Origin of the sequence: Microbulbifer sp. ALW1 (assembly GCF_009903625.1) — a bacterium.
Classification (GTDB): Bacteria; Pseudomonadota; Gammaproteobacteria; order Pseudomonadales; family Cellvibrionaceae; genus Microbulbifer.
The window spans coordinates 1329051-1345525 of the sequence record NZ_CP047569.1; the positions used below are offsets into that span (position 1 = coordinate 1329051).

The window sequence follows — 16475 nt, forward strand, 5'->3', positions numbered from 1 at the left end:
GCCGGCACTATAGCAGTGCCGGCCTTTTTTTGCTGCGCCCGGTGTTGTATTCCGGGATGCCTGTCGGTGCTTACTTGCTGAAGCGGGCGGCGCCGCTGTCGAGGATGTGCGCACGGGATACCGGAGACGCCGGGTTCAGGCGCAGGTCCAGCTGCTGCAGATCCTCCGGTGCCAGCAGGCCGGCCACCAGTTTCAGGTTCAACGTGTTCAGGATGTAGTCGTAGAGTGCATTCGCATAGTCGGTCTGGGACTGTGCCAGGGTGCGCTGCGCCAGCAACACATCGACAATATTGCGGGTGCCCACTTCATAGCCTGCCTGAGTGGCGTCCAGTGCACTTTTGGCGGAAATCACCGCCTGCTCGCGGGCTTCCACTCGGCTGGTGTCGGTAGTAACCGCGCGGTGCAGGGTGCGGGTGTCCTGAATGGTATTGCGCTCGGTCAGGTTGCGCAGGTCTTCGGCCTGGAAGGCCTGGTTACGCGCTTCCCTGCGGCTGGCGCTGAGGCGGCCACCGGTGTAGAGGGGCATGTTCAGGGTGATCGCTGCCACGGTGACTTCAGTGCTGCCGTCTGCCGGGATAGTGGAGCTGATTTGCCGGCCTAGCGAGGGTACGCGGGTGGTGGTATTGCGGTCACCTTCGTCCTCGATATTCTGATAGGCGATGGAGCCGCCAATCGTCGGCAGGTGCTCGGCCGCTGCGGCGCGGGCACCGTAGCGCGCCGCATCGGCAGACAGGCGTGCGGCTTTGAGGCTGAAGTTGTTGGTCAGCGCAAACTCTACCCAGGCCGCGCGATCCGCCGGGTCCGGCGCGGCAACGGTAAAGCTGGGTTGCAGCGGCGCCACGGTATCGTGGTTGATACCGGTCAGCACCGACAGGGCGTCGAAATTGCTCAGCAGGTCGTCCTGGGCGGTAAGGCGGCGGGCAACGGCGCTGTCATAAGCAGAGCGGGAATCGTAAACGTCCGTAATCGCCGTCAGACCCACTTCAAAGCGCTGCTGGGTCTGTTCCAGCTGTTTGGCCAGGGCTTCTTCCTCGGCGCGCGCGGCTTCCAGCACATCGTGAGCGCGCAATACGTCGAAGTAGGCGCTGGCCACGCGGATCATCATATCCTGCTGATTGGCGCTGAATTCGGCGGTGGCCTGTTCGCTGACTGTCTTGCCCTGCTTGTAGCCGAACCAGGCCGGCAGGTCGAAGATCGCCTGGTCCAGGCGGGCACCATAACTGGTGGTGTCTACGTCACTGTCGCCAGACTGGATGGACTGCAGCAACCCCAGGGTGTTGTCGAACTGAATGCCCCTGGATTCAAAATTGGTTTTGGTCTTGCTTCTTTCCGCAGAGGCATTGATCTGCGGCAACAGCGCCGAGCGACCGAGATTCTTGGCTTCAAGTCCGGCGCGATAGGCGGCGCGGTCGGCGGCCAGCTGTGGATCGTTATCCAGCGCCTGCAGATAGATTTCCCACAGGGTGTCGGCCTGGGCCTGCATGGCGCCGAGCCCCAGAACAGCGGCGGCGAGCAGAGATGTGAGCGGGCGAACAAATTGGCGCGCTGTGCGCTCAGTTGCACTTCTTGTCATTACTGTTGATTTCCTGTGACAGCTGCGGTCTTCAAGTTTCCGGTGGCCTGTGTTTTGCGGCCTGCTTTCCAGGCAGCTTCCAGGTGGTTAGTTTCCTGGAGGGCCCCGGGCTCGGGAGTCTTTGCTCCCGCTTTCCTGTAAACCCCGCTATTCCTTTGGTTAAGGATCTGGAGCCAGTCTGTAATGTGCTCTGAAGGCGGTGCTGGCTTGGCCCGGATGCGTATTTACGGTGTCTTTCAACTGCGTCTTCTGACGGAGTTCGGGCCTGCGGTCGCGAGAGTGTACCTGCCGGCCGCAGGAGCGTCGAGGCGACGATCGGCGCAATTTGGTATATCTTCGTTAAATGGACGCGAATGTGCGTCCAGTGACAAAAAACACCTGCCGATCGGCACAACGGTACTTTCCGTGTACATCCTCTGTGCTTCCCGGCTATTCAGACGACGTGAGGTCGGTACTTGGATGCAGCCCCGGAAACTGGTTCCGCCTGCGCTGTCAGACCTCTAATACGTGCGATACACCGATAGGCGATATACGGACCGGCAATGGGGCAAGATTCCCGGCACAACGAACAGCATCACACCCCGGGTGAAGACCCGCCGCCGCGCGCGACCTGGCGGCGTGCCTGCCACCAGTGCGATTTGTTGCTGACCCGGGATCGGGCCCCGGTAGGGCAGCGCTTGATCTGCCCCCGCTGCGGCGCAACCCTGCACCGCAATATGGAGCGCAGCGTTGCCCACACCGCAGCCCTGAGTCTGACGGGGCTGCTGCTGTTTATTCCTACCGCCAGCCTGCCGCTGCTGGAATTTTCGCTGTTTTCATTTGGTGCTGAAAACACCCTGATGAACGGGGTCCGGTCGCTGTTTGCCGCGGGTTATATCTGGCTTGCCTCTATTGTGTTGTTTTGCAGCGTGCTGGCGCCGCTGGGCAAGTTTCTGCTGTTGGCGTTTATCAGTTGGGGCAGTGGCTGGGTGAGTATGGGCAAGCCGGTGGCGCGGGCGTTGCGCTGGTATCACCACCTGCAGGAGTGGGGCATGCTCGATGTGTACATGCTCGGGATTCTGGTGGCACTGGTGAAAATGTCGGATCTCGGCAAGATGAGTGTGGAGCCCGGGCTCTACTGTTTTGTGGCGATGATGGTGGTATCCAGCGCAGCCACAGTGTCATTTGACGCCGAAACCGTATGGGCGCGTCTGGCGCGGAGGGCTGCGGCCGCCAGCGGCCACAAGCCGGAACTGGATTCCGCTGCGGAGACGCCCCATTGAACCGTCCGGCGCGCGCCCTGTCTGAGGGCTTTTGGACTTGCCTCGGTTGCCGGCAGCTGGTGTCGGTGGCGCGGGGTACCCGTTCTTGTCTGTGTCCCCGTTGCGGCGCGCGTATGCACGGGCGGGTGGAGGCCAGTGTGATGCTGACCTGGGCGCTGACCATTACCGGCGCACTGTTGCTGATTCCTGCCAATATACTGCCAGTAATGACGGTCATCTATCTGGGCTCCGGGGAGCCCAGTACCATCATCGGCGGCGCCCTGGAGTTGTACCACAATGGCCTCTGGGGCATTGCGCTGATTGTGTTTGTGGCAAGTATTGCGGTGCCGGTAATGAAACTGGTCGGGTTGGTTATTCTCTGCCTGACGGTGCAGCTGCGGTTAAATGTGGCCCCGCGCCAGGCGATGCGGATCTACCGGGTGGTGAATGCGATCGGGCGCTGGTCGCTGTTGGACCTGTTCATGATCTCGATCCTGGTGGCACTCGTAGATATGGGAGCCATCGCAGAGGTGGAGGCCGGAACCGGCAGTACCGCGTTTGCGACGGTAGTGGTGGTAACCATGTTTGCGGTGCGGGCATTTGACCCGCGCCTGATCTGGGATATGTACGAGTCGAAGGTGACTGAGTCAGAGCCCGGCCGCTGATTTGCGGTTGCCGAACCGCAGCACCGGCTGGCAGCGCAATGAAGTAATGAAGTAAAGAGCAATAACGTAACCCTAGGGAGAATGGATGAGCGAGCCGCCGTTTGAATACGACGCCCAGCCGGAAGGTCTGGCGCGCCGCAGTCGCGGTCTCTCGCTGGTGTGGCTGCTGCCCTTGATCGCGGCACTGATCGCCGTGTGGCTGCTGTACAAGGATTTCACCCAGGGCGATATTCGCGCCACGATTCTGTTTTCCAGCGGCGATGGCCTGGTGAAGGGCAAGACCGCAGTGAAGTATGCCGGGGTGGAAATCGGTGTGGTGGGCGATTTCCGGCTGGTGCCGAACGCCACCGAGCTGGAAGGACAGGACGGGGTTCTGGCCGAGGTAACGTTTAACCGCAGTGCCGGTTATCTGTTGACCAAAGGTAGCAAGTTCTGGCTGGTGAAGCCGGAGGTGTCCCTCACCGGGGTGCGCGGGCTGGAAGCACTGGTGTCCGGTAATTACATTGCGGTTGAGCCGGGCAGTGGCTCTCAGCAACGACACTTTGTTGCGGTGACCGAGCCACCGGCCTATGTGCGCGGTGATGGCCTGCGTGTCACCCTTAAATCTCCCCGCCTGGCGTCGCTCAATCGCGGTTCACCGGTGTATTACCGCCAGTTGGAAGTGGGGCAGGTAGAGAGTTACCACCTGGCGGAAGACGCCAGCGAGGTGGAGATCAATCTGTTTATTCGCCGCAGTTACGCGCATCTGGTGCACCGCGGCAGCCGCTTCTGGAATACCTCGGGGGTTTCGATCCAGGGGGGCATCAGCGGCGTCAATGTGGAACTCGAGTCTCTCGCTTCCCTGATCGCAGGCGGCGTGAGTTTCTACACCCCGGAATCCCAGAACCAGTCGCCGCTGGCGGTGGATGGCAACGAGTTCAAGCTGTACAAAAGTTTCGCTGAAGCGGATGCCGGTATTCCCATCACCCTCAATTTTGATCGCGGTGTCAGTCTCGCCGAGGGCACTACGCAGGTGATCTACCAGGGAATCCGGGTGGGGCAGGTCAGTACCGTCAAAGCCAATCGCAAAATCGATGGGATGGAAGTAAAGGTGCTGATGGACCCCATCACCGATGACCTGCTGAGCGAAAACACCCGCTTCTGGCTGGCGCCGCCCACGCTAGATTTCACCTCCGGTATCAATGACCTGTTGAAAGGAAATCGCATCGAGGTTGACCTGCGCAAGGGACAGCGCTCGGTGCGGGAGTTCGCCGCCCACTCCAGCCCGCCGCCGCGGGACCCCCGGGTACCGGGGCTGCATCTCCAATTGACCGCGAGAAACACCGGCTCACTGCAGCGGGGTGCCTCGGTGTACTACCGCCAGGTGGAAGTGGGGCGGGTACAGGGGATGGCGCTCAAGTCCGATGGCTCCGGGGTGGAGGTCTATGTGGTGATTGACCCGCCCTACGCGCACCTGGTGAATGGTGAAAGCCGCTTCTGGAATGTGAGTGGCCTGCGTGCCAGCGCCAGCCTCAAGGGTGTGGAGGTGGAGACGGACTCACTGTTGTCGCTGGTGCGCGGCGGCATCGCCTTCGGCAGTGGCCCCCACGACAGCAAAAATGCCGGTAGTGCCCGCAGCGGCGACAGTTTCCGGTTATATGGCAGTCGCGACGAGGCGATGGAAGAGGGCATCAATATCTACATCGACCTCACTGGCGATGAGGGGCTGAAGGTCGGCGCGCCGCTGCGCTATCGCGGAATCCAGGTGGGTGAAATTACCCGCATGCGCCTCAGCCACGAACTGGATGGCGTGCGTGCGCGCGCCCGTTTGTACCAGCGCGCCGAGCGCTTTGCACGCACTGGCACACGCATGTGGGTGGTGGGACCGAAGATTGGACTCAGTGGCGTCGACAACCTGGATACCCTGGTCACCGGGCCATTTCTCGAGCTGGAGCCCGGCCAGGGCAATGAGCCGCAGACGGAGTTTGTGGCCCTGGCCGTCAAGCCCGAGCCGGATCTGGCAGACACCATGATGATGCCCGGACTGGCGCTGATTCTGGATGCGCCGCGGCGGGGATCGCTTAAACGCGGCAGCCCGATTTATTATCGGCAGGTGCAGGTGGGCAAGGTGACCGGTTACCAGCTGGGGGAACTGGCGGATCGTGTTTACATCTATTGTTATATAGAACCCGAATTCCGCACCCTGGTGCGAGAGCATTCCAGGTTCTGGAATGCCAGCGGAATGGATGTGAATTTTGGCCTCAAGACCGGGCTGGATGTGCACACCGAGTCTGCCCAGGCCCTGCTGGCGGGAGGCATCGCCTTCGCGACACCGGACAATCCGGAAATGGGGCTGGAAGTGGAATCTGGCAGCCACTATCCACTGTATGGCAAGGCCGAGCCCGAGTGGTTGCTATGGAGCCCGAAAATCGAGCTTTACCCGGCACTGGAAGACAGTTTCAAATAAATTTGCTCCGCAATACACGGAACAGCTTTTTTTGTTGCGATCAGAGCAGAAAACAGAAGGGAAAGGAAAAACGGATGCGTAATAGAATTAGCCGCCTGGCGTCGGGATTACTGGCCTTTGCAGGACTGGTCGGACTGGCCGGGGGCGCTCTCACAGGCTGCAGCAGTCCCACCCAGATCGATCGCATCGAATCGCGCACGCCGCCGGTCAGCTTCCAGACCTACGCCTGGGGTACTGAAGTGTTGAGTGCCGACACCGGAGCCCCGGCGCAGCTGGTGGAGCTGGATACCGAGCTGCGCCAGACCCTCGGCGCGCTGCTGCAGTCCCGCGGCTACCGACAGGTACAGGGGGTGGATAATGCGCAGATGGTGGTGGACTACCAGATCGCGGTAGTGGAAGAAGAATTTGCCGGTGATCCCACCAACGAAAGCTGGGATGCGCAATTCGACAGCAACGCCCAGTCCGGGGTGGTGGAATTGCCTTCGCGCACCGGTGCGCCGCGGGTCACGCTGTCTGTGGGCATCGGCCCGCAAAATGCCATGCCCATCTGGGGCGGCAGCGCCACCAAGTTGATGGTGCGCCCGGAGGACAAGAACGAACGCCAGCGCATCCTCAACAAGGCCATTGGGGAATTACTGCAGGATTTACCACCGGCCTCTTGACCGGTAGGCTTTCCAGTGAGCGGCCGCTGATGGCCAGTGCTCGGATAATCAACCAATAACAGTTTCGGCAGGGACGCCGGTGCTCCAAACGCATACCAACGCATCGCGGGAGAACACATGGCTTTGCTGCTTAAATTTCGTACGGCTGCCCTGCTGGGGCTGATTCTGGCCCTGGGGCTCACGGGCTGTACAACCCCCAACCCGGTGGCCGTGGACTACGACCCATCGTTCAAATTCGCCAACCTGCGCAGCTACTACCTGCTCGACACCCTGGCCAATGGCCCTGTTTCGCCCTTCGAAAGCAAGCGTGCCAGCCAGGCCGTCGACGACATCCTCAAGGGAAGCTACCAGCCCGCAGCCAGCCGTGACCAGGCGGACTTCCTGGTGCGGGTACAGCTGTTCAGCACCGATAAAGTGGCGGTCTACGACGACCCCTTCAGCATTTACGGCGGCTACCGCTACTTCGGTTTTGGATGGCGGGCCCCGCTGCGGGTGCGTGAATACCGTGAATCCACCCTGATTGTGGATGTGCTGTCGCCGGAAGAGGCCCCCCTGTGGCGGGGCAGCATGCCCACGGTAGCGGGGCGCTACGAGTCGCCGGACCAGCAATTGCTGCAGCTGCGCGAAGAGGCCGCCCTGATTCTTGCACGCTTCCCACCTTACAATGATGTCGGTTACGACTGATTGTCCGTTTTCGATTGGGAAGAATCTTGCATGAGCAGTGATAAAACGGACCTCAAACCGCAGTTCACCCGCGGTGCGGTGGATATCCTGTCCCGCAAAACAGTCTACGACGGTTTTTTCAAGATGCACAAACTGCGCCTGCGCCACCGCCTCTACCGCGGTGGCTGGGGTGGCGAAATGGAACGCGAGCTGTTTGTACGCGGGCATGCGGTGGGGGTGCTGTTGTTCGACCCCGAACACCAGTTGGTGGCACTCATCGAGCAGTTTCGCATTGGCGCCCTGGAGCGCGAGGCGGGTCCCTGGTGCCTGGAGGTGGTAGCCGGCATGGTCGAAGAGGGCGAGTCCCTGGAAGACGTCGCCCGGCGCGAACTGCAGGAAGAGGCCGGCCTGGAGGTGCAGGAACTGCACTTTATCCGCAGTTACCTGCCGAGCCCCGGCGGAACCTGCGAGCGGATGCACCTTTTTTGTGCCTGTGCTGACTTGCGCGGGATCGAGGGCCATTTCGGGCTGGCGGAGGAGCACGAGGACATACGCCTGCGGGTATTCCCTCTGGAGACGGTATTGGAGGCAGTAAACAGCGCTGATGACGCCATCGACAATGCCGCCAGTATCATCAGCCTGCAGTGGCTGCAGCTGAATCGGTCACGGCTGGAAACGGGAGCGACGCGCGGCTGAATGGTTGCAGCTTTTGCGACCAATTTCCGCGGTATTGCACGGATATTGCACCCGCACAGTGGTGATATGACAAGAATGCGACCAATGGCGCCGGCAATCGGTGGTGGCGCGGATATTTTGAGAGATGAATCACGGCGCGAACTCAACAGGAGTGTCGATAATGGCGGTACCGGCAGGCACTGGCCGCAGCAAGGCGGCATCACAGATCCGGACGATCGCAAAAGAGCGATTTCGTGTGGATCTGCCCACCTATCATGCAGACTGTGATGCCAATTATCTGCGCCTGTGCAAATTGATGCCGGAGCTCGCAAGTAACCAAAGCTGGCGCTACCAGATGCCCGACGGCACCCTGGAAGTGGCGGTGCTGGAGCGCAGCAGGTACACCACAGAGGTGAGCCTGCAATCCTCCGCGCCGGAACCCGGCAGCAAGGACAAAAACTGGCTGGCTCCGCCTCCCATTACCGTGCGCCTGTATCACGATGCGCGCATGGCGGAAGTGGTGGCGGTGGACGGTCAGGGGCCGATCGGTGGCGACGGACTGAATTTCAGCTATCCCAACCCGGCCATGCACAGTGAAGACGAGCGCCAACAGGTCAACCGGTTCCTGAGCGAATGGTTGGCTCATTGCCTGGCAAATGGACGCGCGGAAGTCGACTTCACCCTGGGTGGTCGGCGCATCTGAATCCTGCGGACGAGATAGAAAGCCGGGCATCGCACAAGCGTACATGGATGTTTCGGCAAGGTGAGAAAGTGAATAACGCGGCAGTAGAACCAGCAAATCGGCTGATCCAGATAACCGACCCCCATGTTGGCGGCCGGCCGGATTATCAGTTGCTGGGCCTGGATACTGGCCGCACACTGGACGAAGTGCTCACGGCCGTCGCCGGCAGTGCTGACGCCCCTGAGCTGATGATCGTCACCGGTGATGTCTCTGCCAACGGCTCTGAAGCCGCCTACCGCCGTTTTCTGCACAAGATGCAGCCGGTCACCACCCCCTGGTTCTGGTTGCCCGGCAACCACGATAATCCCCAGCGCATGGATGAAATCGCCCCCAGAAGGCGCCCGGAAGTGGTGGCTTTGGGTAACTGGCGTCTGTTATTGCTGGATACCAGCGTGCCCGGGCAAATCTGCGGTGGTTTCAGTGCCGCTGAGCTGGCGCGTATCGAACAGCTGATTGCCAGCCACAGCGAGCATCCCCTGTTGCTGATGATGCACCACCAGCCGGTACCCGTTGGCAGCCACTGGATCGATGGCCATATGCTGCGTGAAGGGCGCGAAGCCTTTATCGAACTGGTGCGCGGGGCGGACAATGTGCGAGCCATTGCCTGGGGACACGTCCACCAGCAGTACGATAGTCAGCTGGATCATATTGGCCTGCACGCCACCCCTTCCACCTCGGTGCAGTTCACCCCCGGCAGCGGCCCTTTCGCCGTGGACAGTGAAATGCCCGGCTACCGCTGGTTTGAACTCAACGACGACGGCAGCTACAGCACCGGGGTCGAGCGCGTCGCTATCGCCGAATACAGCGTGGATCTGGCCTCTTCCGGATACTGATCCCGGCTTTTCCAATGGAAGCAGGATGATCGGTCATTTCACCGTTAAACCTGCCTTTCGTGACTTCGTGATCTATTTTTATTTTAGAATGGCACCTGAATTCGCGGTTTAGCGGTACCGGGTTCAATGGCTGGTCAGGATCGATCACCTTTGGCCGCCTGATATTTTCTTGTACTTTCGTACTTCAGGAAGTGAGGTCACCATGCTAACAATTTATCGCAAACTTCTTTCTTGGCCATTTCTCTCTAGGCCGTCTCTCTCCGGGTTACTCCTCTCCCTCTCCCTTGCGCTGCTCGGCGGTTGTGTCCAGCAGGCGACAGTTACCCCGCAAGATACCGAAGACGGCCTGCTGCCGCGCCAAACCGGGCTGGATAGTGTCAGTGCTGCCTATGCCTTTGACCTGAGTGGCGCCAAGGTTTATCTCGAGCCGGTCAATGTGGCTTACAGCCGGCGCTTTCCCGGCGCAGGCTCTCCCCTGAGAGCCAAGGACTACGAGCTGGACCAGAAGGATATAGCCCGCCTCCAGGACCTGATGGGGCAGACGTTGACCGAGCGCTTCCTGGCGCCGCGCCAAAGTGTGTTGGTGAGCGATAAAGCACAGGCGGATTACGTTCTGCAGCTGGATCTGAGCAGCTTCTCACTGGGCGCACCGCTGGATCCGCAACCCTGGCTGTGGCGGGTGTATACCGACCAGAGTGCTTACGGTGTGCTCTCCGGTGAGCTGCAGGATAGCAACGGCAATGCGGTGATGCGCTTCAGCGACCGCCGTGATATCGGGGAGAACTTTGGTAGCCTCGGCCCCAACGGCCGCTTCGAACGTTTTACCAGTGTCACCTTCTGGACCGACATGAAAACCGATATGCGCCGCGCATTTGCCAGCCTGGATAAGTCGCTGCAGTAACAGCCTGGTTGCTACAACCTCACCATAACCTCGCCATTTGGGGTAAAGCCGCCGGTACTTATGCCGGCGGCATCGCTATAATCCCCGCCCATGTCACACCCACAATTCTCTAGCGAACGCCCGCTGCTGATTTATCTGCACGGCTTCCTGTCATCGCCGCAGTCCTACAAATGCGAGCTGCTCAAAGCCTGGTTGCTTGAGCATCGCCCGGACATCGTCTTTTACGCCCCGCTGGTGTCGCCCTATCCCGGCGAAGCTTCGGTTGTGCTGGGTAAAATATTGCAGGACTCTATAGGCAACCACCTGGGGCCCATCGGTCTGGTAGGTAGCTCCATGGGGGGCTTCTGGAGTACCTGGCTGGCCGAGCAGCACCGGCTACCGGCGGTACTGGTCAATCCCGCGGTCAAACCCTCGCGCTTCATGCCCAAATACCTGGGGCAGGACTTGCAGCCCTACAGTGGAGAAATGCAGACCTATCGCCTTGCCCCCGAAGATGTGGATAAGATGCGGCAACTGGAAGGCAGCGTGGTTGCGCCACTGGCGGGCCGCTACTGGTTACTGGCCCAGCGCGGGGACGAGACCCTCGACTGCCGTGAGGCGGAGCAGTTTTATCAAGGACAGCGGCAAACGGTGGAAGAGGGCGGTGACCACAGCTTCCAGGGATTTGCCCGCTATGCCGAGGCACTGGTAGATTTCCTATTTCCGCCAGACAACAATTAGATAGAAGATCTAGGACAATCGCTCATAACGAGCACTGAGCAAAAAACAACGAATAAGCATCAGCAGTAGGCACCCCGAGGGGTGAGCAGAAATTATGGCCAATTATTCCGCTGAAGATATCGAGGTACTAACGGGGCTGGACCCGGTGAAAAAACGCCCGGGTATGTATACCGATACCACCCGACCGAATCACCTGGCTCAGGAAGTCATCGATAACAGTGTCGACGAAGCCCTTGCCGGCCACGCCAAAAAAATCGAGGTGGTACTGCACAAGGATCACTCCCTGTCGGTCAGCGACGATGGTCGCGGCATGCCGGTGGATATTCACCCGGAACAGGGGCGTCCCGGGGTGGAGGTGATCCTGTCGACCCTGCATGCGGGGGGCAAATTTTCCAACAAGAATTACCAGTTCTCCGGCGGTCTTCACGGCGTGGGTGTATCGGTGGTTAACGCGCTGTCGAAAGTGGTGGAAGTCACCATTCAGCGCGACGGCCAGGTGCATCGTATTGGCTTCCAGAATGGTGACAAGGCCTCCGATCTCGAAGTGATCGGCGAGTGCGGCAAACGCACCACCGGCACCAGCATCCGTTTTCTGCCGGACCCGAAGTATTTCGACTCCAACAAATTTTCGGTACCGCGCCTGCGCCACCTGCTGCGCGCCAAGGCGGTGCTTTGCCCCGGTCTCTCCGTCACCTTTATCAATGAGCAGGACGGCGAATCCGATCAGTGGTACTACGAAGACGGCCTCAAGGATTACCTGGCCGCGGCCAATCAGGGCTGGGAAGTGCTGCCGGCCGAGCCCTTTGTCGGCAACTTTTCTGCGCAGACAGAAGCAGCAGACTGGGCGGTGCAGTGGCTGCCTGAAGGCGGCGAAGTCACCGCCGAGTCCTACGTTAACCTGATCCCCACCGCCCAGGGCGGCACCCACGTCAACGGCCTGCGCGCCGGCCTGCTGGATGCCATGCGCGAGTACTGCGAAATCCGCAATCTGTTACCGCGCGGGGTTAAACTCGGGCCGGAAGATATCTGGGGTCAGTGCTCTTACGTGCTCTCCGCCAAACTCGCCGACCCGCAATTCTCCGGTCAGACCAAGGAGCGCCTCAGTTCCCGTGAGGCCACTGCGTTTATTTCCGGTGTGGCCAAAGATGCGTTTGGCCTGTGGCTGAACCAGCACACCGAAGACGGCGACAAGCTCGCCGAACTCTGTATCAGCAACGCACAAAAGCGCCTGCGTTCGGCGAAAAAAGTCGCGCGTAAAAAAGTCACCCAGGGCCCTGCGCTGCCGGGCAAACTGGCCGACTGCTCCAGCGGTGATACCAGCCGCTCGGAACTCTTTCTGGTGGAAGGTGACTCCGCCGGCGGTTCTGCCAAGCAGGCCCGCGACCGCGAATTCCAGGCCATCATGCCCCTGCGCGGTAAAATCCTGAACACCTGGGAAGTGGACTCCAACGAGATTCTTGCCAGCCAGGAAGTGCACGATATCGCCGTCGCGCTCGGCGTAGACCCGGGCAGCGACAACCTGGAAGGCCTGCGCTACAACAAAATCTGTATCCTTGCGGATGCCGACTCCGATGGTCTGCACATTGCGACCCTGCTGTGTGCACTCTTCCTGCGTCACTTCCGCCCGCTGGTCACCAATGGCCATGTGTATGTTGCTATGCCACCGCTGTTCCGTATCGACATCGGTAAAGACGTCTACTACGCACTGGACGACGCCGAGCGCCAGGGCATTCTCGATCGCATTGCCGCGGAGAAAAAGAAAGGCAAGATCCAGGTAACCCGCTTTAAAGGGTTGGGTGAAATGAACCCGCTGCAATTGCGCGAGACCACCATGGACCCCAACACCCGCCGTCTGGTGCAGCTGTTTATCGATGCTGGCGACGACAGTAATCAGTTGCTGGATATGTTGCTCGCGAAGAAGCGCGCGGGAGACAGAAAACAGTGGCTGGAGAGCAAGGGCAACCTTGCCGAAGTCAGCTAAAGATAAAGCCCCGCAATGCGGGGCTTTATTGTTTTGGGCAGAAATGGTGGCAGCCTGGATAGGCGCCCGCCGCCCCTGCAGCGAGTATCAGGAAAATGAGAACCCGGCGAAGAAGAGTGCTCAGTAAAAAATATCGGCTTGTGACAATAATGGCTATGGCAGTTACGTTGCTGACGGGGGCTGTAGCGCTATTCGTTAGTGAAGGGTTTTGCAGCAAAAGACATAATGGTCTTTATTGCCATACCGGAACTAGCCAACTCTTCCTGAGCTGTTTCCTGGCCTGTTTGGCAATTTCTCTGCTCGTTGGCTTTTTTGAAGTTTACTCTGGCAAGAAAATTGTTTTTTTAAAGTCCAATTTATCAATGGCTATTGCTTTGCTAAGTATGCCGTTACTTTGGTTGAGTATGTATTTTGCGGATCCTAATGCCTGACAATCGAAGCTGCCAACGCGGTGAGTGTCGGTGTGTATGGATATATACATAATGTAATTCAATCTTCCTTTCTGGTAATCACTGCCGTGCAGTATTTTAAAAAGACTCGAAAACTACTTTGGAATGCCGGGGCAGCTGTTTTCTTTACCTACGTGGGGTTTCAGTGTGTTTTTGCAGCATTGGAACTGAGCGGTGTTGATTTTCCTGAAATCTGTAAAAATACGGAAGTTGTCAGTGTGCCATCTCCAGATGGCAATAAAGTTGCCAGGATCGGTTATTCAGATTGCGGTGCATTCACCCGGGTCCAGACCGGTGTTCTGCTTGTCGACCTGAAAAGTGGCGAGGAATACGGCGGTATTTTCGGTATTGATTCTGAGCCCGGTGATCTCAGGGTTAGCTGGGAGAGTGACAAACTTCTGGTGTTCTCCAATTTTCCAATGGAAAAGCTTCTGTGGTTCAATCAGAAACCATTTTCCGGGGTGAAATTCAGGATTCAATAGGCGTTCGTAGATATCCTGTCAGGTGGGCCGCGATTTGGGCCGTCAATGTTTATGGATCTAGAGTGTTAAAAAATGGAAGTCGTAAGAAGCAAAGATTTTTCTGCCGAGCGCGCTTGGGGTGCAAAGGAAATTGCCAATATGGGTGGCATAACCACAAGGCTTCACTGGACGAACGCGCCATACAAGTGGCACGTAAACGATGGTGAAGAAGTATTTGTGGTGCTGGATGGTGTGGTCGATATGCACTATCGCGTATCCGGCAAAGAAGAAGTGGCTGTGTTAGAAGTGGGGGATATCTTTTTTGCATCCGTAGGCACCGAGCATGTGGCACACCCGCGAGGTGAAGTGCGCGTACTTGTGGTTGAGAGCGCGGATAGCGTGTAGCAAAGTTTGATTTTTTTGCGTGAAGTGTGAGCGGGTATGCCAAGAATAGCCGAATTAAAAGACAAAGACGGAATATTACAGCTTTACCGGGCATTGAGGCCGAATGATCCCGAGCTGGATTCTGCGGCCTCGGAAAAGGCGTTGTCAGAAATTATCAAATCCCCAAATGCCGATATCATTGTTGCGGAGCATAACGGCAAGTTGAGCTCTACCTGCATGCTGGGCACTGTGCCCAGTATGGCAATGGCGGCGCGCCCCTTTGGTGTTATTGAACATGTTATTACCCTTCCGGAAGCGCGCGGCAATGGGTTGGGTAAAGCGGTGTTGACCTTCGCCCTGAATCAGGCCTGGGATAAGGGCTGCTACAAGGTTCTGTTGCTTTCGGGCGCACAACGTGTGGAAGCGCACCGGTTGTACGAGAGTGTCGGCTTTATTGGCGATGTGGAAAAGGGCTTCGTCGCCAAGCCTCAGACTTAGGTCTGGAGCTGACGCCGACAGCATGTGTGTGACGCTGCTGGGCGCACTATTTCGGCTAGGGTGCATTTTGTTGGATTCCAATAGGAAATTGCCCTGCGCTTACCTACAATACGCGGCCTTTCCTTCTACAAGCCCCGGTTTCCACCATGTCTGACACGGATCACCCCCGCGATTTTCAATCCCTGCCGCTAGAGCAGCCCCTGCTGAAGAACCTGTCGGATCTCGGCTTTGCACGCCTGACGGAAATCCAGGCCGCTGCGCTGCCGGCGATTGTGGCGGGCAAGGATGTGATCGGCCAGGCCAAGACCGGTTCGGGGAAAACGGTGGCTTTTGGCCTCGGTGTACTGCACAAGTTGCAGGCGGAGCGCTTCCGGGTGCAGGCGCTGGTGTTGTGCCCCACCCGGGAGCTGGCGGACCAGGTGGCGAGGGAACTGCGCAAGCTGGCGCGGGCGATTCACAACATCAAGATTCTGACCCTGTGCGGCGGTATGCCGTTCGGGCCACAGATTGGCTCACTGAAGCACGGTGCACATATTGTCGTCGGCACGCCCGGGCGTATTGAAGATCACCTGCGCAAGGGCAACCTGGACCTGAGCGAGGTACAGACTCTGGTGCTGGACGAAGCCGATCGCATGCTGGACATGGGGTTTCAGGCGGTACTGGACCAGATTCTGGCGGCATTGCCGCAACAACGCCAAACCTTGCTGTTTTCTGCTACTTATCCAAAAACCATTGATGCGCTGGCCACCCGGGTCATGCGCGACCCGGTGAAAGTCGAAGTAACCGCGGGACACACCCAGAGCACTATCGAGCAACGTTACTACCGGGTGGAAAACAACGAACAGCGTCCTGCTGCTCTCTATCAGTTGTTGGCGAGCCTTGATGTTTCGTCGGCGGTTATCTTCTGCAACACCAAAAAGGAAACCGATGAAGCTGCCCAGGCTCTGCGCAGTGCCGGTTTTGCCGCGTTGGCGCTGCACGGTGATATGGAACAGAAGGATCGCGACCGCACCCTGACGCTCTTCGCCAACGGCAGTGCGTCGATTCTGGTGGCGACGGACGTTGCCGCGCGCGGACTGGATATCGAAGAGTTGCCAGTAGTGGTGAACTACCACCTGTCCCGCGATCCGGAAGTGCATGTGCACCGGGTCGGGCGCACTGGGCGTGCGGGCCAGAAAGGCCTGGCGCTGTCGCTGGTGAGCAAGAAGGAAATCTACAAGCTGGAGCGTCTGGAAGAGTTGATGCAGCAACCGATTACCTTGCAGGAAATCCCCGCCATTGAAAAAGGCTTCCGGCCCGCTCGTCCGCTCATGTCGACACTGCAGATCGATGGCGGCAAAAAACAGAAAGTCCGGGCTGGGGATGTGGTCGGTGCTTTGACCGGCGAGGGTGGGATTGACGGTACCCAGATCGGAAAAATTCAGTTGTTCGACTTTTCCACTTTTGTAGCGGTGGAGCGCACAGTGGCCAAAAAAGCGCTGGGCAAGTTGGCCAACGGTAAAATCAAAGGTCGCAATTTTCGCGCGCGTATTGTCGGGGTCTGAATAGATAGTCTGAATAGATAGTTTGAACGGATTCAGG

The 16475-nt window shown here is 58.7% G+C and carries 17 protein-coding genes; 16 read left to right on the plus strand and 1 reads right to left on the minus strand.

Going from position 1 to position 16475, the window contains the following annotated elements; all coding sequences use genetic code 11:
• Positions 1-70: 70 nt before the first annotated feature.
• On the minus strand, positions 71-1573 hold the full coding sequence (locus GRX76_RS05480; protein ID WP_160152388.1) for a TolC family outer membrane protein: 1503 nt from the start codon (positions 1571-1573) through the stop codon (positions 71-73).
• Between the two features lie 542 nt (positions 1574-2115).
• Here GRX76_RS05480 and GRX76_RS05485 point away from each other — a divergent pair.
• From GRX76_RS05485 to dbpA, 16 genes are all read left to right on the plus strand, one after another.
• Entirely contained in the window at positions 2116-2835 is a 720-nt protein-coding gene (locus GRX76_RS05485; RefSeq protein ID WP_236250558.1) for a paraquat-inducible protein A, read from the plus strand.
• A 140-nt stretch (positions 2836-2975) separates the two neighbouring features.
• Complete coding sequence (locus GRX76_RS05490) at positions 2976-3479, plus strand: paraquat-inducible protein A (RefSeq protein ID WP_160154826.1); 504 nt, start codon at positions 2976-2978, stop codon at positions 3477-3479.
• Between the two features lie 85 nt (positions 3480-3564).
• A complete protein-coding gene (locus tag GRX76_RS05495; RefSeq protein ID WP_160152389.1) occupies positions 3565-5925 on the plus strand; it encodes an MlaD family protein in 2361 nt (786 codons plus the stop codon).
• A 74-nt stretch (positions 5926-5999) separates the two neighbouring features.
• A complete protein-coding gene (locus GRX76_RS05500; RefSeq protein WP_160152390.1) occupies positions 6000-6587 on the plus strand; it encodes a DUF4136 domain-containing protein in 588 nt (195 codons plus the stop codon).
• 117 nt (positions 6588-6704) lie between these two features.
• Positions 6705-7271 (plus strand): DUF4136 domain-containing protein, encoded by a 567-nt coding sequence (locus tag GRX76_RS05505; protein ID WP_160152391.1) that lies wholly within the window; start codon positions 6705-6707, stop codon positions 7269-7271.
• Between the two features lie 30 nt (positions 7272-7301).
• Positions 7302-7946, plus strand: coding sequence for an NUDIX domain-containing protein (locus GRX76_RS05510; RefSeq protein ID WP_160152392.1), 645 nt, complete (start codon positions 7302-7304; stop codon positions 7944-7946).
• Positions 7947-8106: 160 nt separating this feature from the next.
• Positions 8107-8628, plus strand: coding sequence for a DUF1249 domain-containing protein (locus GRX76_RS05515; protein WP_160152393.1), 522 nt, complete (start codon positions 8107-8109; stop codon positions 8626-8628).
• 68 nt (positions 8629-8696) lie between these two features.
• Complete coding sequence (locus GRX76_RS05520) at positions 8697-9500, plus strand: metallophosphoesterase (protein ID WP_236250559.1); 804 nt, start codon at positions 8697-8699, stop codon at positions 9498-9500.
• Positions 9501-9702: 202 nt separating this feature from the next.
• A complete protein-coding gene (locus tag GRX76_RS05525; RefSeq protein ID WP_236250560.1) occupies positions 9703-10401 on the plus strand; it encodes a hypothetical protein in 699 nt (232 codons plus the stop codon).
• 90 nt (positions 10402-10491) lie between these two features.
• The gene (locus GRX76_RS05530) at positions 10492-11121 is read left to right on the plus strand and encodes a YqiA/YcfP family alpha/beta fold hydrolase (RefSeq protein ID WP_160152395.1); all 630 of its coding nucleotides are present in this window, start codon (positions 10492-10494) and stop codon (positions 11119-11121) included.
• Between the two features lie 94 nt (positions 11122-11215).
• Positions 11216-13102, plus strand: coding sequence for a DNA topoisomerase IV subunit B (gene parE / locus GRX76_RS05535; protein ID WP_160152396.1), 1887 nt, complete (start codon positions 11216-11218; stop codon positions 13100-13102).
• Positions 13103-13218: 116 nt separating this feature from the next.
• Entirely contained in the window at positions 13219-13533 is a 315-nt protein-coding gene (locus GRX76_RS05540) for a hypothetical protein (RefSeq protein ID WP_160152397.1), read from the plus strand.
• An 86-nt stretch (positions 13534-13619) separates the two neighbouring features.
• The gene (locus GRX76_RS05545; protein WP_160152398.1) at positions 13620-14033 is read left to right on the plus strand and encodes a hypothetical protein; all 414 of its coding nucleotides are present in this window, start codon (positions 13620-13622) and stop codon (positions 14031-14033) included.
• Positions 14034-14105: 72 nt separating this feature from the next.
• Entirely contained in the window at positions 14106-14417 is a 312-nt protein-coding gene (locus GRX76_RS05550) for a cupin (RefSeq protein ID WP_160152399.1), read from the plus strand.
• Positions 14418-14453: 36 nt separating this feature from the next.
• The gene (locus tag GRX76_RS05555) at positions 14454-14894 is read left to right on the plus strand and encodes a GNAT family N-acetyltransferase (protein ID WP_160152400.1); all 441 of its coding nucleotides are present in this window, start codon (positions 14454-14456) and stop codon (positions 14892-14894) included.
• A 146-nt stretch (positions 14895-15040) separates the two neighbouring features.
• Positions 15041-16438 (plus strand): ATP-dependent RNA helicase DbpA, encoded by a 1398-nt coding sequence (gene dbpA / locus GRX76_RS05560; RefSeq protein ID WP_160152401.1) that lies wholly within the window; start codon positions 15041-15043, stop codon positions 16436-16438.
• The last annotated feature ends 37 nt before the right edge of the window (positions 16439-16475 follow it).